Here is a 24,357-nt window from a genome sequence, read left to right as displayed (position 1 = left end):
TCTCGGCGGTCACAGCTTCGTCACCCCCTTGGCGACGAGGGCCACCAGCACGAAACCCGCGAGCACGGTGACGACGAAGGCCAGATCGGCCATCGCGAACTCCTGGAGTGAGGTTCAACAGAAACGGACGAGTAGAGGAAAGCGTCTTTCTGGCCGGATCAGGTCACCCGTTTACGGCTCTCATACGGCGGCGCCCACGGCTTTGACGGAACTCTTACGACTCCTGATCCATACCGGTGAGCAGTGCCGCACCATGCCCACCTGGGCGACGGTGAACCCGACGAAGACCCCGATGGCGAGCAGCGGCACCAGCGTGTTGGTGTCACCGCCGGAGAACACCAGCAGCGCGGCCGAGACCAGCGCCAGGGCGAGCACACCGTGCCGGTGCACCTGGCGGTCGGCCTTCAGGGCGAAGACGTTTGAGCACCGGGTGCGGACGGAGCTGCTGGTGTCGGTCCGCTGCCTGGACGGCATCTCCCCCGGACCCTGCTGCGGGACACGCTCGGCGGCCGTGTCGAGATCGACCCCGAGATCCTGGTGCGCAACCCGCAGCTGTGGTTCCGACCGCACGAGGGCGCGCGGAAGGCCACCGCCGACGGCTGGTGCGCAACCCGCAGCTGTGGTTCCGACCGCACGAGGGCGCGCGGAAGGCCACCGCCGACGGGCTCCTGCGGTGCGGTGCGACGGTCTTGGGACACATCGCCCGCCGCGTGGACGACGAAACCGCGCAGGCCGTGTTCAAAGCCTCCGGCCTGGAGTGAGTGTCAGCCCGTCCCGACCGGTCCGGCCGTGTCCAGCGCCGATCCGGCCTGGTCGGCCAGTGTCACCGCCACCAGCCGGGCCTGGAGCGGGGGTACCGGCCCCGGGCCTGGAGTGAGCATGAAGCGGCCGAGGTAGTGCCCGTTGCCGTAGGCACGCAGCTCGATGTCGCCCTCGGGCCAGCCGGCGGTGTCCACGTCCCACGAGCGTCTGCCCGCCGTCACGCCGCCGTCGTTGTGCAGCCGGGGCGGCTGCCCCAGGAGTGTGCCGTACTCGAAGCGGCACGCGCGCAGCCCGAGGAGGTCGGTGAGCTCCCGGCGGACGTGGTCGACCACGGTGTTCGCCGAGCCCGACGAGTGCGCCAGTTCGGCCGTCCGGTGGATACGGGAGAGGTACGCCGCGTCCGTGACCGTGATGACCTCCAGACGGCGCGCGCGGGCCGCCAGTTGGGACACGATCACGCCGACGACCAGCAGGAGCGCCGCCGTTTCGATGTCGGCGGACGCGGTGATGTCGAAGGTCTCGTACGGCCGGGTCAGGAAGAAGTCGAACCAGGCCGCCGCCGACAGCGCCGCGAGCACGCCCGCCGTGCGGCTGCCCAGCGTGGCCACCGCGACGATCACGACGACGAGGACGAGTGCGGCGTTCGTGTGCGACAGGCCGGTACGGAACGGGACGAGGGCGAGGGCCGCCAGGAAGGGGCCGGCGAGGGCCGCCGTCAGGGCGAGCCGGTCCCGCAACGGCCAGGTCCGGGGCGTGGTCCGGGTCCTGCTCCGGTGCTGTTTCCACGCGCTGGTCATCGTGCTCATCACGCACCTCCCACGGTGTGCTCCGTCCGTTCGGCACCCACGCTCCGCGCGGCGAGCGGCAGCGACACGACCATCGTGAGACCGCCGCCGGGAGTGTCCTCGGGGGTGAGGGTGCCGTTCATGGCCTCGGTCAGGCCCCGGGCGAGGGCCAGTCCGAGGCCGAGGCCGGTGGTGTTGTCGGTGTCGCCGAGCCGCTGGAAGGGCTCGAAGAGCCGCTCCCGGCCGTCGGCGGGCAGACCGGGCCCCCGGTCCACGACCCGCAGTTCCACCCGGCCCGCCAGGGCGCTGGCGGTGACCAGCACCTTCTTCCCGTGCGGTGTGTGGCGCTCGGCGTTGCCCGCCAGGTTGGCGATCACCCGTTCCAGCAGCGGCGGGTCGGCGAGCACCTGCGGGATCTCCTCCACGTCCGCCACGTCCACGCCGGAGACCTCCGCCAGTGCCATGGGCAGGACCTCCTCCAGAGAGGTGGGACGCAGGTTCAGCGGGAGGGCGCCCGCCTCCAGGCGGCTGAGGTCGAGAAGGTTCTCCACCAGACGGTTGAGTTTGGCCATGGACTCGTCGGCGGTGGCGAGGAGTTCGTCCCGGTCCTCCGGGGAGAACTCGACGTCCCGGCTGCGCAGCGAGGTGACCGCCGCCCAGCCCGCGGCGAGCGGGGTGCGCAGGTCGTGGCCGACGGCCCGCAGGAGCGCGGTACGCAGCCGGTCGGCGGCCTTCACCGGCTCGACCTCGGCCGCGGCTTCGGCGAGCCGGGCCCGCTCCACCGCGGAACCGACGTGCGCGGCGAACGCGGCCAGCACCCGCCGCTCGGACGACGACAGCGTGCGGCCGCACAGGGCGAGGAAAGCCCCGGGGCCCGCCGGAACGGCCGTCACACCGGCGACGTCGGGAGGCACCTCCACCAGGTCCGCCGACTCCATGCCGAAGGTCTCGCGGGTCCGCTCCAGCAGCGCCGGAATCGTCGCCTCGCCCCTGACGATGCTGCCGGCCAGGGACGACATGGTCTCCGCCTCGGCCGTCGCCCGGGCGGAACGGCGCGAAAGGCGCAGGGACCGGTCCACGACCGCGGCCACGGTGGCCGCCACCACCGCGAAGACCGCCAGGGCCAGCAGGGCGTTCGGGTCGTCCAGCGTGAACTGCCCGATGGGCGGGATGAACCAGTAGTTGAGCAGCAGGGACGCCGTCACCGATGCGACCACCGCGGAGGCCACCCCGCCTATGCAGGCCACCCCCACCACTGCGAGCAGGAACAGCAGTGCCTCGCTGGTCAGGTTCAGCGTGCCCCGCAGCTGGGTGAGGCCGATCGTGAGGAGTACCGGCAGCACCAGCCCGGCCACCGGGCCGGCGATCAGCCGGGCCGTCGACAGCGTGCGCCGCCGGGACGGCAGGAGGGTGCCGCGGCCGGCCCGCTCGTGGGTGACCCGGTGGACGTCGATGTCACCGGACAGCTCGGTCACGGTCTCTCCCGTGCCGGGCCCGGTCAGGAACCGTGCCAGCCGGCCGCGGCGGCTCGTGCCCAGCACGAGCTGCGTGGCGTTCTCGGCGCGGGCGAACTCCACCAGGGTCGCGGCGACGTCGTCGCCGACCACCGAGTGGTAGCTGCCGCCCAGGTCCTCCACCAGCCGGCGCTGCCGGGCCAGCGAGGCGTGGGAGACGCCGGCGGCCAGGCCGTCGCTGCGGGCCACGTGCACGGCGAGCAGGTCGCCGCCGGCGGACCGGTCGGCGATGCGCGCGGCCCGCCGGATCAGGGTGTCTCCCTCGGGGCCGCCGGTGAGCGCGACGATCACCCGCTCCCTGGTCTCCCACACCCTGCCGATGCCGTGCTGGGAGCGGTACTCCTGCAGTGCCTCGTCGACCCGGTCGGCCACCCACAGCAGGGCCAGCTGCCGCAGCGCGGTGAGGTTGCCGGGGCGGAAGTAGTTGGCGAGGGCCGCGTCGACCTTCTCGGGGGCGTAGATGTTGCCGTGCGCCATCCGGCGGCGCAGCCCCTCGGGCTCCATGTCGACCAGCTCGATCTGGTGGGCACGGCGGACGACCTCGTCCGGGACCCTCTCGTGCTGCGGCACCCCCGTGATCTTCTCGACCACGTCGTTGAGGGACTCCAGGTGCTGGATGTTCAGCGCGGTGACGACGTCTATGCCGGCGTCGAGCAAGGTCTCGATGTCCTGCCAGCGCTTGGGGTTGCGGCCGTCGCCGGGGATGTTGCTGTGGGCGAACTCGTCGACGATCACGACGTGGGGACGGCGCGCGAGGACCGCGGCCAGGTCCATCTCCTCGAACCGTCCGCCGCGGTAGGTGCAGGACACCCGGGGGACGGTCTCCAGTCCGTCGAGCATCGCCTCCGTACACGGACGCCCGTGGCACTCCGCGAACCCCACCACCACATCCGCCCCGCGCGCGGCACGGCGTCGCCCCTCGTCGAGCATCCGGTAGGTCTTGCCGACCCCCGGAGCCGCCCCGAGGTAGACCTTCAGTTGTCCGGGCCGTACGTCACTCATCGCCGCCGACGCGCTCCGCTCACTGGTGCAACTCTCCTGTGCACAAGGGTTTCTCCTCCCAAGGAAGCCGCTTCGCGAGGCCGTCGGCGGGGTTGTTAGCGGTTCCTTGTCGCGGGGCCCGGGGACCTTGACACTGTCTTGACGTGGCCTGGGCCCGATAGGGTGAGGGCTGGTGTGCCGGGAAGTCTGGTCGGCCGGGGAGCCACAGGGTTCGCCGAAAGCCCCAGGGGGACGGCATGCGCAGCGTCGGTACGGTTCTGGCCCTCGTGGTCCTCGCCACGGTGGTCGCCACCTTTGCGCGCCGGTGGCGCATTCCCGCCCCCTCCCTGCTGGTGGTCGCCGGTCTGGCGGTGGCGCTGCTGCCGGGCACCCCGCGGATCGAGATCAGCCCCGAGATCATCGGGCTGGTGGTGCTGCCACCCCTGCTGTACGCGAGCGCGGAGGACATGCCCTGGCGGGAGCTGCGCGCGGTGTGGAAACCGGTCGGGATCCTCGCCATCGGCCTGGTGCTGGCCTCCGCGGCGGCCGTGGCGGCCGTGGCCGCGCTGGTCACTCCCCTGTCCTGGCAGATGGCGTTCGTGCTGGGCGCGATCCTGGCCAGCACCGACCCGGTGGCGGTCACCGCGCTCGGCCGACGGCTCGCCCTGCCGCCCCGGGTGCAGGTCCTGGTGCAGGCGGAGAGCCTGTTCAACGACGCGACCTCGCTGGTGCTGGTGCGGGTGGCGGCCGGCATAGCGGTGGCGTCCGCCGCCGCGAACTGGGGTGCGGCGGGGGGCGAGTTCCTGGTGCTCGCGGGCGGCGGCACGGTGATCGGGGCGGCGGTCGCCGCAGTGGTCACACTGATCCGTCGCCGTACCGAGGACCCGGTGCTGGAGACGGTGATCGCCCTGGTCACCCCGTACGCCGCCTACCTGCTGGCGGAGGTCGCGCACACCTCCGGAGTGACGTCCTGCGTGGTGGCCGGCGTGGTCCTCGGCGGCCGGGGCGAGAAGCTCACCACCGCCCGTATCCGCCTCCAGCTCCACGCCGTCTACGGCACGGTCGTCTTCCTTCTGGAGAGCGTGGTGTTCAGCCTCATAGGGCTGGCCCTCCCGACCCAGGTGCAGGCTCTGGCCCACGGTGACCGGGCCTGGCCGCTGTACGCGCTCGCCGTCGCCGCCACGGTCGTCGCCGTGCGCATGCTGTGGGTCGCGCCCCTGTCGGCGGTCGTGCAGCGCAAGGGCGGCCTGGGCCGGGTGAACTGGCGGGTGCCGATGGTGCTGACGTGGGCCGGTACCCGCGGGGTGATGCCGCTGGCCGCCGCGTTGTCCATCCCGGAGGTCATGAAGGACGGCACCCCGCTCGCCGACCGGCCGCTGGTCCTGGTCCTGACCACCTCGGTCGTGGTCGTCACCCTCGTCGTCCAGGGCTTCACCCTCGCCCCGGTCGTCCGCCGCTCCGGCATCGCGCTGGAGCCCGCGCACACCGCGCGCGAGGAGGCCGAGGCCCGCGCACACCTCGCCCATGCCGGCCTCGCCCGCCTGGAGGAACTCGCGGAACTGGAGGTCGTTCCCGACGTCGTCCTCGACCGGCTCCGCCGCGGCCTGGCGGCCCGCCTGGACGACGCCGACGTGGGCACCGAGTCCGCCGACCACGTCTACCGGCAGCTCCGCCGGGACCTGATCGTCGTCGAGACCGCGGCACTCCAGCGCCTCTACGACGATCACACCATCAGCGACACGACCCGACGGCGGCTACAGCGGGGGCTGGATCTGGAGGAGGCGCGCTTGGCGGATGCGTAGCACTGCGCGGGGGGCCGTGTTCGGCTGCGGGTGAGTGGGGGCCGATCGCGCAGTTCCTCGCGCCTCCTGGGCAGGTTTCAGCGGAACTCCGCCAGCCGGGGCCGTAGCCCCAGCGCGGCCAGGACGATCGCCGCGCACAGCAGCCCGCACGCCCACGGCAACAGGCCGTCCACCTCCGACCGGCCGTCCTCGACCGCCGACGTGAAGTGGGCGCGGTTGATGTCCGCCACCTTGTCCAGCGCGGACATCCACGCCCCGAAGTGCGCGTTGGACGTGCCCGGCTCCCACCCCATGCAGAACTCCACCGCCTCCCGTTCCTTCCCACCGGCGAGCAGTGCGCGGATCTTGCGGTCGTCCCGCTGGTAGACGGCGTACGTCTGGACCGTCTTCTCCGCCGCGGCCCGTTCGCCGGGGAAGGTGATGTTGTCCAGCTCGCGGCGGAAGTCGCCGGTGAAGCGCAGGTCGTGGTGGTCGGTCTCGTACGCCTGCCAGGTGGTGGCCACTTCCGAGTCGTACGTCGTCAGCGTGGCCCCCTTGAGGCCGTACAGCTGCTGGGACTTGGCGAGGAAGGAGTCGGCGTACTGCTCGCGGCGCTGTGGGTCGAGCAGATAGCGGCTCTCGTCGGCGTTGGCGTCGTAGGCGATGGCGCGGGCGGTGGAGAGGGCGACGACGGAGTCGAAGGCGTCGCGCCGGGCCACCCGCAGCTGTTCCGCGGAGGCGGACAGCATCTGCGCCCCGAGGAGCACCGCGAGCAGCGTGCAGACGGTGGCGGCCAGCACCGCTGGGTTCAGGGTGCGCTGGAAGCGGCGGGCCAGGTACCGCTGGAGGACGCCGAGCACGGCCAGCAGCAGCACGCCGAGGACGAGGACGAGGGCGAACTGGGTGCGCAAGCCGGAGCGGGCCGCGGAGTACTCGGTGTCGAAGGCCGCGTTGTTCGAGGTCAGCAGCCTGCTCGCGGCGGGCAGGAGTTGTGTGCGCAGCAGGCCGGTGGCGCGGCGGTAGTCGGTCAGGGCGCCTGACCTGCCGCCCTGGTGTCCGTCGCTCTCCAGGGCCCTGCCGATCAGCTCCTGGTACTCGGCGAAGCCGTCGGTCAGTGACTCCACCGTCTTCTCGTCGGCCCGGCTGCCCTGCGCGGCGACGGCAAGGATGCTCAGATCGTGCCCGATCTCGCGCCGGGCGTCGCCGTAGTATCCGACCGCCTTTTCGTACGGCGTCCGCAGGCGGCCCTGTCCCGCGTCGCCGTTGGACAGGAGGATGTTGGCGGCCTGGGCGTCCATGTCGTTCAGGGCCAGGTCGAGATCGGCCGCGCTGGTGGTGCGGGGCGCGTCGTGGCCGGCGACGCTGCTCCAGGTGCCCAGGGCGGTGAGCCCGGCCACCAGCAGCAGCACGGCGAGTGTGCCGGCGAGCAGGGCCGTGGCCGCGCGCAGAAGGCGCAGCCGCGCGGGCACGGATGCCCAGTAGCGGCGGCGCAGAGCGGCCCGCGCGGCCACGGCCTGCTGCCTCGGGGGGCGCCCAGGACCGCCCGGCCGCGGCACCCCTCCCCGCCGCGGTCCGGGGCTGCCTCCGGGCGGGGTGACCGCCGGTTGCGGCAGCTGCTCGCCGGCCTCCGGCTGAGGTCTGTGCGATGTACCGGCCGTGATGGTCACGGTCCCTCCCCGTCACGCTACGGACGGTCGCCCGTCCCCCCGTTGACGCCCAGTCTGCGACCGCATCCGGCCATGGACGGTCGGCGTTGACGGCCTTCTGACGGCGCGCCAGGCCGGTTTGACGGGACCTTGACGGCGCTCGGGCCGGACCCGTATGAAAGCCGCAAATTCCGCGCTGAACAGGGTTGTTCCGCCTCCGTTCGCGGATAGGTTCCTGTGGTCCGCCGCCGAGGCCGGGGCGTCAACGGCCTCACCGGCTCCGGAGTCCTCAATCCGGGCGCCGCTCGCGGCGGCCTGGTGCCCGTCCCGAAGACAGGCGCCAGCGTGTGGCGTCCCGTCGTCTTCCCGCGCCGACGTCCGCACGTCCGTGCGGTGCCGGGGCCCCGGCACCGCACCTGGCGGCGGGGGGGGGGGGTGGGGCGGGTTACGGACGCCGGGATGGGTCGGGGGGAGTGGGGGGTTCGGGGGGGGGGCGGGTGCCGGGGCCCCGGCACCGCACGGACCCGGCTCTTCCGTCCACCGACCAGTCCACCGACCAGTCGGTCGGCATGCCTTGACGCATGCCGCGCCGAACCACGAAGGTCTCGTGCATCCCGCCGCGCCCGAGCAGGTCCCGCCGTCCCCCCTCCCCCCTCAGCGCACCTCAGGACCCGCGCCGGGAGGAGGGGCCCGACGCCGCGCGCGGAGCGGTGCCTTCGAACCCGCACAGCTCGTCAGCTCCCTCCCCCGAGGCACTGCGCAAACTGCACCCGAGGGCCCTGGTCAGGAACCCCGGGCTCTTCGTGGTGTCCGTGGGAGCCGCGCCGACCACCCTGTCCGCACTGCTGCATCCGGCCGTCTTCACCTGGGTCATCAGCGCCGGGCTGTGGCTGACCGTGGTCTTCGCCAACCTCGCCGAGGCCGTCACGGAGGGCCGGAGCAAGGCGCAGGCCGAGTCGCTGCGCAAGGCGCGTACGGACACGGTCGCCCTGCGTCTGCTGGACCGGCGCCGGGGCACGGACCTGCGCAGCGCCCGCACCGAGGCGGTGGCCGCCGCCCGGGCCTCGGCCGAACCGCGCCCCTGCCGCCCGGATTCCCCGTCAAGGACACGTATGTGCACGTCAGAGCGCCGTCAGAGAAGGTGACTCAGGCTTGCCGGGGGCGTGTGGCACGGCTTCCATGGACGGTGTGAACAGCGCCTGGCTCCTCTTCGACCGGCCGCCGAGTCCCTCCCCCAGCCTTCGGCCGGGGGGACCCCCGTCTCGCTTCGCTCGGCCGCCCCGTCGTGCGCCGCGCAACCCGCAAACACCCGCGTCCCTCTGACGCGCTTTCCGTGACCGCAGGGGCGCCGTGACACGACACGGCGCCCCGTCTCATCCCGTCACCGCACGTCCACCGCCGCCCCGTCGCCGGGCCGCCCGACGTGCCCGCATCCTCCGGATTGGATCATGTCCGACTCCACCCTTTCCTCTCGTACCGTCCTGGTCACCGGCGCCACCTCCGGCATCGGCTACGAGACCGCGCGCCAGCTCGCCGAGCGCGGTGCCACCGTGCTGGTGCACGGCCGTACCACCGAGGAGGCACAGGCGGCCACGGCCCGCCTGGTCGCCGCGGCAGGCCTCCAGAGCGCCCAACTGCATCCGTACGGCGCGGACTTCTCCCACCTCGACGAGGTCGAAGCGCTCGCCCGCGCTGTCGTCTCCGCCCGCCCGCACCTGGACGTCCTGGTCAACAACGCGGGCATGGCCGCGCCCGAGCGGCACACCGTCACCGCGGACGGCAACGAGATCGCCTTCCAGGTCAACTTCCTCGCCCACTACCTGCTGACCTGCCTGCTGGAGCCGGCCCTGACGAGCGACCCGGGCGGCCGCGTCGTCAACGTCTCGTCGGCCCTGCACCGCACGGCCTCCATCCAGTGGTCCGACCCCAACCGCTCGCGCAGCTACTCACGGCTGGCCGCGTACGCCCAGTCCCAGCTGGCCCTCACGGTGTTCGCCGCCGACCCGCGCGTCACCGCGGTCTCCGTACACCCCGGCGTCTGCGACACCACGCTGCTCCCCCTGTACGCCCACGAGGGCAGCTCCCCCGCCGAGGGCGCCGCGCACGTGGTCCGGCTCTGTGACCCGGCCGTCGAGATCGTCAACGGCGCCTACTACGACCGGGACGTACGCGTCGAACCGGCTCCGGCGGCGACGGAGGACCGCACCGTCAGGCGCCTGAACAAGCTGGCGGACCTGCTGGTCGGCCGCAGCGCCTGAAGGCCTGCTACCGGCAGGGGAGTTGATGTACGTGTCCAAGCGCGCCCGCAAGAAGAAGGCTCACCGGAAGAAGAAGGCCAACCACGGCCGCAAGGCCGGTCGGAACTGATCGACGCCCTACGTCACAGGGGCGGGCGACGAGGACCAGCGAACCGTCGGTCGCCCGCCCCACTCGAGCCGCTCCCGAGGAACGCCGCTCCGCGTCAACCTGCGCTTCCTCCTCTTCGGCCAGGGTGAGGTCGCCCCCGTCACCCGCGAAGTGCTGCGCGAGGCGGAACCCGACCCTGCACGCCGCCCGCGTGTGCACACCGGCTGAGCTCCGGCGACCGCGTCAGAATCCCGTCAAGATTCGCCCGGACGGCGTCAGGACCCCGTCAGCGACGGCAGCCGGCGGCCGTACGGCCGCCTAGCGTCGGGAACATGGAACGGAGCGGACCGGCGGCCCCGGCCGGCGACCGCCACTGGCGCGGCAGCGCCCGCCTCGCGGTGGGCTGCGCCCTGGTTTTCTGTGCCATGGCCTTCCTGGTCGACTGGGACGCGGGAAGCCTGACGCCCCTCCGCGCCCTGCTCTGGTTCACCTTGTCGGCCGCCGTGTGCGCCCTCCTGCTGCCGCCACGGGTGAGCGCGGGCCCGGGCTGGCTCGCGGTCCGCACTCCCTGGCGCCGACGCATCGTCCACACCGACGCGCTGACGGCCGTACGACAGTACGACGGCGTCTCCTCCCACCTGGTCCTCCGCGACACCTTCGGCAACCGGCTGGAACTCGATCCCCGGATCCTCGCGGCCAGCCCCTTGCTCTGGCACGCGCTCGACACGGGCTTCCGGCACTCCCTGGACCGCGGAACGCTGCGTCTGGGAGCGGACGTCATGGAGCGGCTGGGGCATCGCATCGACGGCGAGACGGTCCAAGCGGTGCTTCGGGCATCGGGACTTTCCTGACCGCAGAGAGCGCCCTCGCTCATCTCCTGTGCGCCCTGCTCACCGCCAGTACCTCTTGGACGACAGAAATAAGTGTCACCTCGGTGACAGATGCTGGATCGCTGATGTGCCGCAGGACGCCGAGCTTGTCGGCGGCCGTGGCAGAGTCCAGGTGTGCGGCCAGTTGAGTCCCGGCTGATGGCCACCAGAAATCCAGGTGGATGGCCGTCCGGCCTGCGGTGTTCCTGATCGCTTCCGTAGACGAAGGAGACCCCTTCATCCGGTTTGCTGGTGTTTGCGAAGCATCAGTGAATCCGTCGAAGAGGTCCTGTGACAAAGTCTGACAGAGAGATCATGGAGATATTCGAGGCGTACGACCTGACCGAGGCGGTCTGGTCGGCGGCCGCCCTCACGGGACACGACCCGAAGACGGTCAAGCGGTACGTCGAGGCCCGTGCCAGCGGGCGGAACCCGTTCGAGCGTGAGCCGCGACCGAAGATGATCGACGCGTTCCTGGAGAAGATCGAGGAGTGGGTCGAGCAGTCGAAAGCGACGATCCGCGCCGACGTGGTCCACGACAGGCTGGTGAAGATGGGCTTCCGGGGCAGCGCGCGCTCGACCCGACGGGCGGTGAACGCGGCGAAGACCGCGTGGAAGGCCGGCAAGCGGCGGACCTACCGTCCGTGGATCCCTTCTCTGAACTTGCCGGTTGGGGCCCCTCGGCCGCCTTCAAGTCCTCGATAGGGTCGGAGTGATGACTGGGAGCCGAGGCCGTTGGCCGAAGATCGATGAGGTACGCGGCGTCGAGGACGTGACACTCCTGATCCTGGAGTGGCTGGGCGAGCAGGGTGTGAACGCCATGATCAGAATGGACGCTGAGAGGCTGGCTGACAACGCGTCGGCGTGGACGTTCGCCGCCAGCGGCGGCCCATTGGCGCATGGGATGCGAGCTGACGGAAGGACTGTCCAGCAGTGCATGTCCGTCGCTCTGGATCGTCTGCGCGACGCTGGTCTGTCGGTTCCGTTTTGATCTTGACCGCCGTTTAGCTTCAACCACGATGCCGTCTTCGTCGTTTCGGCCGTTCTTGTGGACTGGTTGGACCCGGCTTCTCTGAACTGTCGAGGTTGAGACTTGGCAGTAGCGTCACGCTGGTGAATCTCAACCTCTTCAACGATGTGCCTGATGGCCTGACTCAACGAGCCCGATCGTTCGTCCGCGCGCACGGCGTCAAGGTCGACGTCCGATCGGTCGAGGAACACAGACAGTGGTGGCTTGAGCGAGACATCCCCGCGATGGTCATCGACCGGATGGCGGCATATCAAGAGCGATGGGGTGGCCTGGTCCTGCCCCCCGCATCCAAGTACGACGGCGGCCCGAGGTACTTCGCAGCGGACTCTCCCGAAGGCTCCGCGTCCGAAGGGTGGTGGTTCGAAGCGGGTATGCAGCGGACAGCGGTTCCCTATTCGTTCATGATCGGGCCGTCTGGTGAATTTGGCATTCACGCAGGTCAGTGGTCGCCCCTCCATGCCACTGTAGAGGGTTGGGTGGAGTCGCTCGCACTGACCCACCACGCGTCCATGTGGGCAAAGAAGATCGTCAAGATCACTGGCGACGAGGTCGACGGCATCGTGCTAGATGAGTACGAGCCAGTGCACGAAGTGCTGGGCGTGGCCGACACCTGGTGGCGAGGGGCCGACTCACTGGTGGCGATCTACTCAGGGGAGGCCGAGGCCCTGTCTTTCCCGCGGGGTCGCACTGCGTTGATCTACTCCGGCCTGGATGAGTGGGGCCTGCGAGGAGGCGTCAAGGACGGTGGCAGCTGAGAACGCTAGGATCCCGACAACCCTCTGCTTGAGGATCGCGCGCCGCAGCGTCTGCTCTTCGGCGGTGAACAACTCGCCGGGGCGGGCCCGTCCGCCGGCCTCCAAGCGGGCGGCGGCGGCCTTGCGGTTCCGGTCGACCGCTTCGCATAGGGACGGCAGGACGGGAAGTCGCTCGCGGGTGCGCTGATCCATGCGGGCCTTCTGCCGGGACTTCATCTTGCGATGCTGGACGTCGTCGGCGCGGACCGGGCAGGGGACGGCCCATGGGCCCCAGCGGGAGGGTTCGTCGAGCGCCCACTGCGCGAGGTCCAGGTAGAACGCCCGCACCGTCATCAGGGTGTCGGAGGCGGTGGCCCTTTCCACCGTGGTCTCCGCGACCTGGCCGTGCTCATCGGAGGTGCGGACGGTCCGGGTCTGCAGGCGCCGCTTCCAGACGGCGGCGACGTCCGGTGCGAGCCGGAGCGAGTCGATGCCAGGGTGGTGCTTCTCCAGGCGACCAACAGGTCGCGGACAGGGCGACAGGCCAGGTCGTAGCGGTCGACGAGCTGCTCGACCGCCAGCTGGCCAGGGAAGCGTGTGCTGAACATGCGGACCGAAGACGGCGCGTCGGCGGGGAAAACGCCGAGGGAGTGCAGCAGTTGGTAGAAGAACGGACTGTGTCGGGTGGACTTGGCCGGCCCTGGGAAGACTTCCCGGCTGGTCTTGAGCAGTTCCAGGCAGTCGCCAGGGGTGACGTCCACAACCGTGCCGCCCTTGGCCGCCATGATGAGCGCAATCTTCTCGATCGCGGGCAGCACTGTGGAGTCGCCGACCGTGCTCGAGGTCCGCAGGGCCCGAAGCTTTGCGATGGCCTCGCCATCGCGGACGCGCTCCATCTCGTTCGCGATCCGAAGTGGTGAGCTGGTGGCCATCAGCCAGCCCAGATCCGGCCGCAGGACATCGCCACCGATCAGCTGGACCAGGCCCATGCCGAGGATGCTGAAGATCCGCTCGCCGCGAGGGCCAAGGTTGTCGACATCCTTCAGGTCGCTGATGAGGCGGATCCGCCAGTCCACGTGTCCGTCGATGCCCGCCCCGCTGACATCCCACCGCTCCTGCCAGGTGCTGCCGGGCTGCATCTCCAGCCAGTCGAGCACCTTGAGCAGGGTCAGCTTCCGATTGCAGCGAGTCTTGGAATCGTGTCCCAGGAACGGCGGCGTCAGCATCCGGGCCACCACAGTGGCCCGCGATTGTCGGGTCGCGGGCCAGCTCTTCGGGTTGGTGCGAGGCGGGAACCTCTTCAAGAGGGCCACGGCCTCCGCGCTGAGCTGCCAGGGCCGAGTGGCCACCGAGGCAGTGATCGCGGGGGTGGTCATGGCCGCCCCCGGCCGAACAAGACGTCCAGACTCTCCGGGCGGTAGTGCAGCGACGGCGCCGCAGGCTCTGTCTGCCTCTCCGCCTGACGGCGGTGGTGGGCCAGGACTCCTTCGACGACGTCCTCCGCGGTAGGCGTGACATACCGTTGAGTCGTGGACAAACGCGCATGTCCGAGGACCCATTGGATGTCTGTGATCGGCATGAGCGGGTCGCGTGCCAGCCGGTAGGCCGCGGTGTGCCGAAGGTCGTGCAGCGACCAGTTCGACCCGAGCGCGGCGTTCGCGCGGACGAACATCGCCCGCGCGGCATGGTAGTTGAGTGCGCGGAACGGCCGTCGCAGCGTCCACCACAGTGGGACATCCGGGCCGGTGGGCACGAGCCCGTGTATCTGTTGCTGGTAGAGCCGCAGCCAGACGAACGCGTCCGGGGAGGCCGGCAACTGCTGCATCGCGCGTGACCCTTTGCGTACCACCGTGACCAGCTGCCGCCCCGGATCCGTGCCCGAGGACACGACGCCGAGCAGTTCCGAGGCCCTGGCTCCGGTCGAGATCCAGAAGGCGACGAGAGCCCGGTCGCGGTTCGAGGACAGCCTCGCGAACAGTTCGTTGAAGGCCTCATCAGGGATCTGCCGGGGAATTCGCTGAGGCTGCCGCGGCCGGAACAGCCCCGACCGCTGCGGGCGCCACGGCTCCATCGGGTTGTGGTGCGAGTTCACCCGAGGCGCCCTGGCCAGTGGAAACGGGTTCACCAGCGGACCGGTTCCGGCCTCCAGGTGGTGGGCGTAGAAGCTGCGGAGCACCGTCTCGCTGTGCGCGACCGTCGAGGAGGCGTAGGTCGTCCCGATCGGCCGCTTCCCGGTGATCGGGTTCACGGCCCGGTCTGTACGCGGGTGTGCACGTTGCGCTGTACGTCGGCGTCGGGGAGGCTTGGCCGTGACCTGGATCCACCTCGAGAAGTCGCGGGCCTCGATCCTCGTCGCCTCGTTCCACGGCATCTCGATCGCCCACAAGAAGCGGAACCACCGCAGCAGATCCATGCCGTAGGAACGCTGCGTCGTCGCGGGCCGACCCGCCGCCTGCAACTCGTGCATATACGCGGTCACCGCACCCACCGGGACCCCCACGGGATCAACCAGCTGTTACGGCTCCCATAGATCGCCAGCCTCCACGAGCGAGCCCACCCGAGGAACCACCAGCGAGCTCAAGTTCCTTGGAACATCCTCACCTTCAGTCATGGCAGGGGACCGTAACCACCCCGCTTCCCGCCTGTCCGAAGAACAAGGAGAGAACGTCCCGTAGTTCAGTCAACAGGCCCGAGCCCGGGCGGTGGCTGCAGTTCGACTGGGGCGAGGGTCCGAAGATCGGCGGGCGGCGGACCTGGCTGTTCTGCGCGTGGCTGTCCTGGTCCCGGTTCCGGGTGGTGATCCCGGTCTGGGACTGCACTTTGGGCACCTTGGTGGCCTGTCTGGACACCACGCTGCGGCGGATCGGCGGGGCTCCGACCTACGTGCTGACCGACAACGCGAAGACGGTCACCGTCGAGCACATCGCCGGGATCCCGGTCCGGCACCCGCAGATGGTCGCCGCGGGCCGGCACTACGGCTGCCAGGTCGTCAGTTGCGTTCCCTACGACCCCGAGTCCAAGGGCGGCGCGGAGGCCACGGTCCGCATCGCGAAGGCCGACCTGGTCCCCACAGAGGCGAACCTGCTGCCCACCTACGACTCCTTCGCCGAGCTTGCGGGCGCCTGCCGGATCTGGTGCGACACGGTGAACACGCGCCGGCACCGGGCGACCGGGCAGATCCCAGCCGACCGGCTCGACATCGAACGCACCACGCTGCACATCCTGCCGGTCGAGCCCCTGGCACTTGCGCTGGGCGAGGAGCGGGTGGTCGGCTCCGACCGCACCGTCAGCTTCAACTCCGTGCGCTACTCGGCCCCGCCCGGCTACACCGGTGCCAGGGTCTGGTGCCGGGTCGTCGGCGACGAGCTGTCGATCACGGCCCGCACCAAGTCCGGTGACCTGTCGGAGATCTGGCGTCACCAGCTGTCCACGCCTGGCGTCCCGCAGATCATCGATGCGCACTACCCCGACCACCCCGACGGCCGCTCGGTTCACCAGCCCAGGCTCCAGCCGCGCTCGGAGGCGGAGGTCGCGTTCGTGGGCATCGGCCCGGGAGCCGGGCGCTGGCTGAAGGAGGCCGGCCCCGCCGGGGCGTCCCGCATCCGCCCCTAGATGGCCCATGCCGTCGAGCTCGCCGTGGTCCTGGGCAGCGACCGGGTCGACCAGGCCCTCGGACTCGCGGCTGCGGCCGGGCGTTTCGCCGAGGACGACCTGGTCTCCATCCTGGAGCACATTGCGGCCAGCAAGCCCGTCGGCCAGGTCGTCCGCGCCGACGAGGCCCACTCCGTCCAGAACGGCACCATCGCCTGGCAAGCCCTGGGCCGGCAGGAGACGACGGCTGGGGAGCCGAGGGCAGACTGACCTTAGTCAGTCGCCGATGAACCACAGATACACGTGCAGCCCGCGTTCCACGACCTGGCACAGCTCGCGGGCCTGACCGACCCAGTCACCGCCCAAGTCGACAGGAAGCCGGTCGAGCTCCGCCAGCAGCAGCGGTACCTGCCGCTGGTTGAAGACCGCATCCCCATACGGCGTCAGGGCCCAGAGCATCGGGAACTCCGCCGGGTCCAGATCCGCGAAGCCGGCCGTCCACTCCACACCGGCTTTGGCGCGAGCCACGACGTTCCCGCTGTCACCACGCACCGCCATATTGATCATCCGCCGAGCCTATCGGCGCCCACTGCGACCCACGAAGGAATTACCGACCGTGACGTTTCCCCAGGCTCCGGCCCTGCCCGAGGAGCTCGACAAGCTAATGCGCCGCATGCGCCTGCCCTACATGCGCAAGGCCGCACCCGACGTCCTGGCAACCGCCCGGGCCCAGCGGTGGGACCCAGCCGAGGTCCTGCGGCTGCTGATCTCCGAGGAGGTCACCGGCCGCGACGCAGCAAGCAGGCGCCTCCGGCGCCACTCGGTGAACTTCCCCACTGGCAAGACCCTCGCGTCCTGGCGGGCCGAGGACTCCACCATCCCCGAACCCACGCAGAACTCCCTGATCACCCTGGAGTGGATCGGCCGCGCGGAGAACCTGGTGATCGCCGGCCCGTCCGGGACCGGAAAGTCGCACTTCACCGAAGATCTGGCCCAGGCCGCGATCGAGAAGGACCTGCGGGTCGCCTGGTTCACCCTGGAAACCCTTGCCGCCGCGATCGGCAAGTCGAAGGTCGACGGCTCGACTGCCCGCACAGTCGCCCGGATCTGCCGGGCCGATCTGATCGTGATCGACGACGTCGGCCTGCTTCCGGTCGGCGAGGACGCTGCCGAGGCGTTCTACCGGATCATCGACGCCGCATACGAACGCCGCTCGATCACGGTGACCAGCAACATCCAGCCCTCCGGATTCGACACGATCATGCCCAAGTCACTCGCCGGGGCCAGCACCGCCCGCCTCATGCATCACGCTCACCTGGTGACGACCTCCGGCGATTCACACTGCCTCGCCGAGGCCCTTGCCGGCAAGGGAGTGGTCCCCTTGACCTGACCCGGCCCCAGGAACACCGCTGGCCACCGGCATGGATTTTTGATGGCCACCAGCCCGGACACCCGACGGCCGCCCACCTGGGCATCTCAATGGCCGTTGACAGAGCTGATCCTCGCCGACCATGTCGGCCGCTTCCGCCCTCGCCACTAGGCTTTCCCGCCCATGGCCGGACGTCTGCTCGGAAATCTGCTCGTCTGCAGCCGCACCCCCAAGCAGCCCCATCGTGAAATCCACCGGGCCGGCCAGGGCTGCGCGACGTTCCCACGCCGCGGTGCTGGTTTCGGTGACTCCGGGATGGTGATTCCTCATCAGTGTCTCCTGCCGACGGTTGTCTGTGCCGGTCGTGGTCAGTGGCTGCCGAACGCTTCGCGGCGGATCATCTGCAGCACGGTGGGAGCACCCTTGGTGGTGTTGACCGCGACCAACTTGCCGATCCACATCCAGCTGGTGGCCTGGGCCAGCATCGACGCGGCCAGGCCGGCGCGGCTGGTGAACACTCGCTCGGAGCGGTTCTCCGCCAGCTCGCAGTCACCGGACTGCTCCACGTCGAACAGGCCGCCAGGACGCATGACTGTCCAGTCCAGGTTGGACTGGCGCAAGAAGGCCTCCATGCGGCGCATGTCGGCGTACGTCGTCTTGCCGATCGTCCGGGTGACCATGGGCTTCTTCACCCGGTTCAACAGGAACCCGGCGTCGGCGTGCCGAGTCGGCTCAGTGCCCGCCGAGCTCACGATTACCAACCGCTTGAGCCCGTGGGTCGTCATAGCATCGGCGATGGACGCGGTCCCGTCGCTGTAGATCGTGACCCGCTTCCGGCTGAATTGCACCCCCAACGTGGAGAGCACCACCTCACTGCCCTCGACCACCCGCGCAATCGCTGCCCGGTCATGCACGTCCGCTCGGGCAACCGTCAAGCGCGTGGCCGCGATGGGGAAGCCGTCGGGGTTGCGCGTCACCGCAACGACCTCGTGGCCGACCTTGAGTGCCTGCTGGGCGAGTTGGCGGCCGGTGCCGCCGTTCGCACCGAGGATGACGATCCGCGTGTCCGCTTCCTCGTCCTGTCCTGTTCCGGCACGGCCGTTCCGTGCCCTCTCGTACAAGAAGTCGGATCGCACGGCACAAATGTGACAGCCAGACTTCGGCGCAGCCTCGATCGAGCGGTCGGCGCTGGTCGATTGGTTGCCTCGGGCCGCGTCTCGGACCGCTGCATGCCACAGGCGGGCGTCCACGGTGCAGACACCGATCGAATCAGTTCGGCGGCGTTGTAGCCGTTCCGGGAGACCACACAAACCCTGTCATCACCAGGCATCGCCTCAGACGCCTCCAGCTTTGCAGAAGCGACGCTTACGATCTGTTGCTCGCCACGGGCCCCGCATCCACCGCACGCGCGGGTCAGCAGAGCCCGAGGAGTACGCTGCCGCCGGACACTGCAGCACACCCGCTCGGAAGCCCCCGCCAGCCGCGTCTGCAGGGGCTTGCCGTCGATGCCTCCCTCACGAGATCTCACACGGCGGGAGGAATCCGGCGGACCTCGCCCTCCTGGCTCGCATGTCCTCCCAGTCGCTGCGCTGCGGAGCTTCCCGTTTCGGCACGGCTTCCAGGTAGTCCGGTTCTCCGGTCCTCCCTGCCGCGCATGCCGCGTTCCCATGTCGGAGAAGGAAACGGGAAACAGCATCGATCGCCTTGTCCGCCCCGGCCCGACTGCCGCACGCTTTCGTGCAGCGCCGACTCGGCCAAGGCGGGAGGGGTTGGAGGTTTCCGTGCCACAGCCAGCCACCGGGTTCGGCGAGGAGTTGAGGAAGCGGCGTCTGGAAGCAGGGCTCAGCCTCACCGCCCTGTCCGGGTCCGTGCACTACAGCAAGGCGCAGTTGAGCAAGGTGGAGCGGGGCCTGAAGGCCCCCAGCCGTGACCTCGCCCGCCTGTGCGACGCCACCCTCGGGGCCGGCGGGGCCCTGCTGGCCCTGCTCGCACCGGCGACCACCGACCCGCCCGTCGTTCCGGCGCCGGGCCATGTCCAGGAGGAGGACTGGATCATGCAGTTGTCGCCGGACGGACCGAACACCTTCCAGCCCGTGGGCCGACGGGAAGTCGTGGGCGCCGGTGTCGCCTCGCTGATGGCGTGGCGGTCCGACAGCGCGGGCCCGACCTCGCCGGCCGCGGGCGCGGAAATGCTGGAAGCCTCCCGCTTGCTGTTCACCCACTACCGCAGACTCGGCCAGACGGTGGCGCCCGGTCTCCTCCTGCCCGTTCTGATCGCACAGACCCACACCCTGCGGGAACTGTCCGCCCACTGTGACAGCGGCACCCGTCGCCACCTGCTGGCCCTCGGCTCCCGGTACGCCGAATACGTCGGCTGGCTGGTGCAGGAGACCGGGGACGAGCGGGCGGCTCTGTGGTGGACGCAGCGCGCGGTCGATCTGGCGGCCGAAGGCGGCGACCGGGCACTGTCCGGTTACGCGCTGGTCCGCCGGGCCCTGATCACGCTGTACCGGGACGACGCCGAGCAGACAGTCGCTCTGGCCCGTCGCGCGCAAAGCAGGGCCCTGCCCCCGCGGATCCGCGGGCTCGCCGCACAGCGCGAAGCCCAGGGGCACGCCCTGGCGGGTGACCACCGGGCCTGTCTGGACGCGCTGGACCGCGCGCGTGCGCTTCTTGCCCTCCAGGACGAAAGGACCGACGAGCCGGTGATCGGCACCATGCACCTTCCCGATCCGGTCGGTATGGTCACCGGCTGGTGCCTGGTCGATCTCGGGCGGCCGCGCGAGGCGAGCAAGGAACTGGACCGACAACTCGCCCTGGTCGGCACGGACGCGGTCCGCACCCAGGTCAGGTACGGCGTCCGCCGCGCACTCGCCTACGCGTCGGCCGGCGAGATCGACCACGCCTGCGACCTGACGGCGCCCCTGCTCGACGGCGTGGAGGCTGTGGGTTCCGCCACGGTCACGACCGACCTGAGGCGGCTTGCCCGCGCCCTGGCGCGCCACGCGAACCATTCCTCCGTACGCCGGCTGGGACCGCAACTCGGCACGTTGTCGCGCCCGTCCACCATCTGAAGGAGTCACTGGCATGCCCCACGTGTTCATCAACTACCGTACCGGCGACGGGGAGCGGACCGCGGCTCTCCTCGACCAGGAGCTGTCACGTCGCTTCGGCGCGGACCGTGTCTTCCGCGCGTCCAGGTCCATCACCCCAGGGGACGCCTACCCCCAGGTTCTCCTGACCGCGTTACGCCACAGTTCCGTGCTGCTGGCCGTCGTAGGACCGGACTGGACGAACTTCCGCAGTCGGCTGCAGGACCCCGACGACTGGGTGCGCAAGGAGATCCAGGCCGCGTTCGAGTGCGGGCTCATCGTCGTCCCTGTGCTGGACGGCCGCAAGACCGACCGGCTGAGCAAAGCGGCCCTGCCCCCGGAGCTGGCGCGGCTCGCCGATCTGCAGTCCGTACCGTTCGACAGCACCCACGACACCGAGGCCGGCGTCCGGCGTATCGGTGATCTGGTCGCCGAGCTGGTGCCCGAGCTGCGGGACCTGATCGAGCCCGGCGAGCCGTCGTCGTCGGCCACCGTGCACAACTCGATCGGGGACGTGAGCGGAACATCCGTCCAAGCGGGCCACTTCAGCGGTGACGTCGGTGGCACGATCGTGAAGAACTCCCACGGCACGGTCCACACGGGCAGCGGCAGCATCTACGACAACTCACGCCATGTGGCGGGCGACCGCTACATCTCGGGCACCGGGACGACGTACACCGAGGGCGACCACCACGGGGACGTCCACCAGCGGTTCGGGGAGCCGGAGCGGCCCCAGGACGACCGACGGTGACCACAGAACACACCACTCGGGTCGAGAGCACGCGGGGCGTCACGCACACGGGCGACGGCCACATTTACGTCAACCTCGGCGCCGTTGCCGACGAACCCCGAAAGCCGGTCTTCCGGCAGCTTCCCGATGACCAACTGCGCTGGGTCCGACGGGTGTTGGTCGCTCCGGTCAACATGGGAAGGGCACGCAACACGCTCGAGGAGACGGGCAGCGTCATCCTCGACGGTGCTCCCGGCAGCGGCCGCTCGGCCACGGCTCGCGTACTGTTGCGCGAATACCACCGTCCCGGCGGGGCCTTCCGCGAACTCCTGCCCGACGAGCTGCCGCTGCACGACCCAGCTTTCGTCGACCCGGACGACCGGCTGCTGCTCGACCTGTCCACCGCGGAGGCCGGTCTCTGGCATGCGGCGCGGGGAGGTCTGCCCGCCCTGCGCCAGACAGTGCGCGAGCGGCGGGCCCATCTCGTCGTAGTCATGCCGCACGACGAGGCCCTCGATCCCGACCTCCAGTACTACCGTGTCGAGATCGGACCGCCGGCCTTCCCCATGGAGGTTCTCAGACGCCACCTGCGCGCCCACGGCGTGCCGTGCGAGCAGTTTCTCCGGAACGACGTCACCGTCGACGAGTTCCTGAGCGAACGCACACCCATGCGGGAGATCGCCGACTTCGCCGACCGCATACGGCGGGCCCGCGAAACGGCCGGACCCGGCGAGGGGTTCCCCGAGTGGTGCGCGGCCGCGAAACGGGCGCGCGCCGGGCGCCGCGCCGAAGTCGCCGACCGCGTCGCCGGTTTGCCCGACGCCTCCCAACGCGCCCTGATGATCGCCGTGTCCATGCTCCACGGCGCGCACGCCGACGTCGTCCACCGGGCTGCCGCGCTTCTGCTGAGCACGGTCGGGGCCCCTGAGGAGGAGACTCCGCTCCTCCAGCGCAAGGACCTCGCCCAGCGGCTGTCGGAGATCTCGGCCCGCTCCGGGCCGGACGGTCGCGTGCGGTTCACCGAGCTGGACTACGACTCCGCCGTCCGCGCCCACTTCTGGGACCACATGCCCGACCTGCGGCCGCACCTCGGCGCGTGGGCCGCGCGAGTCGTCGAGTCGAGCGACCCGCATCTCGTGCCGGTCGTCCGCGACGGACTGGTGGCCCGGCTGGCGGGTGAGTACCTGCGGACCGGGCGGACCGACGCCCTCGCCGCGCTCGCCGAACGGTGGAGCGCGCAGGGAGCGGGCAGAGCCCGGTCGGAGGCCGCGGTCCAGGCGCTCACCTGCGGTCTCACGGACCCCGCCCATGGCAGGGACTTCCGCGAGCGGATCTACCAGTGGTGCGCGTACCGCCGGCTGACCGGTGAGTTCGCCCAAGTGCTGATCCAGGTCTGCGCCGACGTCCTCGCGCTGGACCATCCGGACCACGCTCTGATCCGGCTGCACCATCTCGCCCGGCGTGAGCGCGGCACGGCCCATGCGCTGCAGGTCCTGTGCGACCTGGTGGCCGACAGCCGACGGCTGCGCCGAAAGCTGCTCGACCGGCTGGCACGCGGCGACCTCGCACCGACCGACCTGGCCATCTTTCTGCGCGTCAGCGATCCGGAGCCGCTCACGGACCGCTCCGTCACCACCCGCGCCCTGGTCGACGAGGGCGGGGTACAACGCTCGCTGATCACGTGCTGGCGCGCTGTGCTGACCCACGCGGTGTCGCGGCCGGAAGGACGACGCGTGGCACCGCGGACAGAGATACAGAGCTGGCTGCACTGGGCGGCCGAGGGCGCCGGTGACCGCGGGGAGGTCCTTCTCGACCTGCTGGTCGCTGCCGCCGACCGATGCGGGGAGGACCGGGGCGCCGCCTTCGCCGCGTTGTACGCGTCCGCACGCCAAGCGGAGTTCGCTTCTCCCGGCGTCGGCGCCCACTCCACTAAGACGACTGACCTGTTGCTCCACAAGATCGGCGTGGCACAGAACCTCGGTCCTGCCGCCCCGTCGGCATCGGCCAGAGGGGGTCGATCATGACGACCGCACGCAAGACGACGACCATGTTCTTCACTGTTCTGTGCGGCCTGCTGCTGACCATAGTCGGCCTGGTGCAGCGATGGCCCGGCTGGACCTGGCCGGCGCTGGCCGCGCTTCTTCTCGTGCTGCCCGCCGTAACCTTCCGGGTGGCCTCGCAGCGCCGCGGCCCGGTACCGGTCAGCTTCGAGGAGCAGCTCACGGCTGCCCCGGTGGAGCGGACCGAGTACCGCGTCAACCGAGTCGCGCTCCCGAGTCTCTGGGACGACTACCACTTCGTCTTTTCGGCGACCGTGCGGTGGTGCTTCGCCGACGATTCGGGGCGCGGCACGGTCGTCAACCCAGCCGGCCTCGCCGTCGACGCGGTCCTCAGCCGGGCTCGCGCGATTGCCGAGAAGCAGGAACCCGGCCACGCCTCGCTCCTTCAGCACGAACTCGGCGGCGCCCTCAGCCGCATGTGCCCGGATTCCACGGGCCACCTCCGGGCGATGGCGGAGGACGTCAGCCTCACGTTGCCCGACGAGGACCAGGAGCGTCTGGACCGGCTCGCCGGCGTACGTAAGGACGAGGCGGTCTGGGAGCACCAGCGCAAGTACGAGCAGAGCAAGCGCCGGTATCTGGGCGAGGACGCCCTCAAGGACACCGGCAGCGCCGTCGTGTGGTGGCTCACGAAGAACGACGAGCACGTGGCGAAGACCGTGGCCGACCTCCCCTTGCTGGCGCAGCTGACCTCCGCTGCCAACGACACCGACATCCCCGAGCGCCTGCTCGAGATGCTGCCGAACCGGCCAGGAGGACCCGGGACGCCGGACATCGGCACGGAGTCTGCCGATCTCCCAGCCCGTGAGCCCTCGGCTGCAGACCACCTGTCGGGGTTCTTCGAAGCTATGGGCTTCACGGAGGACGACGACCGGCGGGCCATGCTGGCCCGACAGTTCTCGCAGCTCATCGAGCAGCACAACCGCCACGAGACAGCGGAGGACCTCCTACGCCGATTCGATCCGCCGAGACCTCCCGCCCCCGAGACCGGAGCGGAACCGGCCCCCGCCCCCGGCGCGCCGGCCGAGACGGACTGACCGCCGACCGGGACATTTCATCCCTGCGCA

20 protein-coding genes and 1 pseudogene are annotated in these 24,357 nt (G+C 70.5%); 13 read left to right on the top strand and 8 right to left on the bottom strand.

The window, feature by feature from the left end; genetic code table 11:
- Positions 1 to 180: 180 nt before the first annotated feature.
- The 3 genes from AB0472_RS40645 to AB0472_RS40635 all read right to left on the bottom strand — a co-directional run bounded on the left by AB0472_RS40645 (position 181) and on the right by AB0472_RS40635 (position 4,063).
- Positions 181 to 474, bottom strand: a complete 294-nt coding sequence (locus tag AB0472_RS40645; protein WP_366364399.1) for a hypothetical protein — start codon at positions 472 to 474, stop codon at positions 181 to 183.
- A 290-nt stretch (positions 475 to 764) separates the two neighbouring features.
- Complete coding sequence (locus AB0472_RS40640) at positions 765 to 1,568, bottom strand: DUF4118 domain-containing protein (protein WP_366364396.1); 804 nt, start codon at positions 1,566 to 1,568, stop codon at positions 765 to 767.
- Entirely contained in the window at positions 1,568 to 4,063 is a 2,496-nt protein-coding gene (locus AB0472_RS40635; RefSeq protein WP_366364395.1) for an ATP-binding protein, read from the bottom strand. The genes AB0472_RS40640 and AB0472_RS40635 overlap by 1 nt, the downstream gene beginning before the upstream one ends.
- 236 nt (positions 4,064 to 4,299) lie before the next feature.
- Here AB0472_RS40635 and AB0472_RS40630 point away from each other — a divergent pair, with 236 nt between their 5' ends.
- Positions 4,300 to 5,844: a Na+/H+ antiporter gene (locus AB0472_RS40630; RefSeq protein ID WP_366364394.1), complete on the top strand. Its 1,545-nt coding sequence runs from the start codon at positions 4,300 to 4,302 to the stop codon at positions 5,842 to 5,844.
- A 77-nt stretch (positions 5,845 to 5,921) separates the two neighbouring features.
- Here the strand turns inward: AB0472_RS40630 and AB0472_RS40625 are convergent, their stop codons facing one another.
- Positions 5,922 to 7,334 carry a hypothetical protein gene (locus tag AB0472_RS40625; RefSeq protein ID WP_366364393.1) on the bottom strand — a complete coding sequence of 471 codons (1,413 nt, stop codon included), beginning with the start codon at positions 7,332 to 7,334 and terminating at the stop codon, positions 5,922 to 5,924.
- A 742-nt stretch (positions 7,335 to 8,076) separates the two neighbouring features.
- Between AB0472_RS40625 and AB0472_RS40620 the strand changes: the two are divergent.
- The 5 genes and pseudogenes from AB0472_RS40620 to AB0472_RS40600 all read left to right on the top strand — a co-directional run.
- Positions 8,077 to 8,485: pseudogene (locus AB0472_RS40620) on the top strand (potassium-transporting ATPase subunit B); the annotation flags it as partial.
- A 432-nt stretch (positions 8,486 to 8,917) separates the two neighbouring features.
- Complete coding sequence (locus tag AB0472_RS40615; protein WP_366364392.1) at positions 8,918 to 9,727, top strand: SDR family NAD(P)-dependent oxidoreductase; 810 nt, start codon at positions 8,918 to 8,920, stop codon at positions 9,725 to 9,727.
- Between the two features lie 420 nt (positions 9,728 to 10,147).
- Entirely contained in the window at positions 10,148 to 10,666 is a 519-nt protein-coding gene (locus AB0472_RS40610; protein WP_366364391.1) for a hypothetical protein, read from the top strand.
- 333 nt (positions 10,667 to 10,999) lie between these two features.
- On the top strand, positions 11,000 to 11,389 hold the full coding sequence (locus AB0472_RS40605; protein ID WP_366364390.1) for a hypothetical protein: 390 nt from the start codon (positions 11,000 to 11,002) through the stop codon (positions 11,387 to 11,389).
- Between the two features lie 408 nt (positions 11,390 to 11,797).
- Complete coding sequence (locus tag AB0472_RS40600) at positions 11,798 to 12,469, top strand: hypothetical protein (protein WP_366364389.1); 672 nt, start codon at positions 11,798 to 11,800, stop codon at positions 12,467 to 12,469.
- A 332-nt stretch (positions 12,470 to 12,801) separates the two neighbouring features.
- On the opposite strand, the gene AB0472_RS40595 is transcribed toward AB0472_RS40600, so the two are convergent.
- Both AB0472_RS40595 and AB0472_RS40590 read right to left on the bottom strand, forming a co-directional pair.
- A complete protein-coding gene (locus tag AB0472_RS40595) occupies positions 12,802 to 13,824 on the bottom strand; it encodes a hypothetical protein (protein WP_366364388.1) in 1,023 nt (340 codons plus the stop codon).
- The gene (locus AB0472_RS40590; RefSeq protein WP_366364387.1) at positions 13,821 to 14,936 is read right to left on the bottom strand and encodes a site-specific integrase; all 1,116 of its coding nucleotides are present in this window, start codon (positions 14,934 to 14,936) and stop codon (positions 13,821 to 13,823) included. Before AB0472_RS40590 ends, AB0472_RS40595 begins: the two co-directional genes overlap by 4 nt.
- Positions 14,937 to 15,268: 332 nt before the next feature.
- On the opposite strand from AB0472_RS40590, the gene AB0472_RS40585 reads away from it, so the two are divergent.
- Together AB0472_RS40585 and AB0472_RS40580 are read left to right on the top strand one after the other, a co-directional pair.
- Positions 15,269 to 16,060 carry a hypothetical protein gene (locus AB0472_RS40585; protein WP_366364386.1) on the top strand — a complete coding sequence of 264 codons (792 nt, stop codon included), beginning with the start codon at positions 15,269 to 15,271 and terminating at the stop codon, positions 16,058 to 16,060.
- Positions 16,061 to 16,309: a hypothetical protein gene (locus AB0472_RS40580; RefSeq protein ID WP_366364385.1), complete on the top strand. Its 249-nt coding sequence runs from the start codon at positions 16,061 to 16,063 to the stop codon at positions 16,307 to 16,309.
- Between the two features lie 6 nt (positions 16,310 to 16,315).
- Here AB0472_RS40580 and AB0472_RS40575 read toward each other — a convergent pair whose 3' ends face one another.
- Positions 16,316 to 16,606, bottom strand: coding sequence for a hypothetical protein (locus AB0472_RS40575; protein ID WP_366364384.1), 291 nt, complete (start codon positions 16,604 to 16,606; stop codon positions 16,316 to 16,318).
- Between the two features lie 97 nt (positions 16,607 to 16,703).
- Between AB0472_RS40575 and AB0472_RS40570 the strand changes: the two genes are divergently transcribed.
- Positions 16,704 to 17,429, top strand: a complete 726-nt coding sequence (locus AB0472_RS40570) for an ATP-binding protein (protein ID WP_366364398.1) — start codon at positions 16,704 to 16,706, stop codon at positions 17,427 to 17,429.
- Between the two features lie 347 nt (positions 17,430 to 17,776).
- On the opposite strand, the gene AB0472_RS40565 is transcribed toward AB0472_RS40570, so the two are convergent.
- Entirely contained in the window at positions 17,777 to 18,544 is a 768-nt protein-coding gene (locus tag AB0472_RS40565) for an NAD(P)H-binding protein (RefSeq protein WP_366364383.1), read from the bottom strand.
- A gap of 645 nt (positions 18,545 to 19,189) precedes the next feature.
- On the opposite strand from AB0472_RS40565, the gene AB0472_RS40560 reads away from it, so the two are divergent.
- From AB0472_RS40560 to AB0472_RS40545, 4 genes are read left to right on the top strand one after another with little or no spacing between them, the layout of a single operon-like run.
- Positions 19,190 to 20,482, top strand: a complete 1,293-nt coding sequence (locus tag AB0472_RS40560) for a helix-turn-helix transcriptional regulator (RefSeq protein WP_366364382.1) — start codon at positions 19,190 to 19,192, stop codon at positions 20,480 to 20,482.
- A gap of 13 nt (positions 20,483 to 20,495) precedes the next feature.
- Positions 20,496 to 21,251, top strand: a complete 756-nt coding sequence (locus tag AB0472_RS40555; protein WP_366364381.1) for a toll/interleukin-1 receptor domain-containing protein — start codon at positions 20,496 to 20,498, stop codon at positions 21,249 to 21,251.
- Complete coding sequence (locus tag AB0472_RS40550; protein ID WP_366364380.1) at positions 21,248 to 23,254, top strand: hypothetical protein; 2,007 nt, start codon at positions 21,248 to 21,250, stop codon at positions 23,252 to 23,254. The genes AB0472_RS40555 and AB0472_RS40550 overlap by 4 nt, the downstream gene beginning before the upstream one ends.
- Positions 23,251 to 24,327, top strand: a complete 1,077-nt coding sequence (locus AB0472_RS40545) for a hypothetical protein (protein ID WP_366364379.1) — start codon at positions 23,251 to 23,253, stop codon at positions 24,325 to 24,327. The genes AB0472_RS40550 and AB0472_RS40545 overlap by 4 nt, the downstream gene beginning before the upstream one ends.
- Positions 24,328 to 24,357 lie beyond the last annotated feature (30 nt).

Origin of the sequence: Streptomyces sp. NPDC086777 (assembly GCF_040702065.1) — a bacterium.
GTDB lineage: Bacteria > Actinomycetota > Actinomycetes > Streptomycetales > Streptomycetaceae > Streptomyces.
Note: the sequence above shows the minus strand (reverse complement) of the source record. Positions and strands in the feature narration are given on the sequence as shown.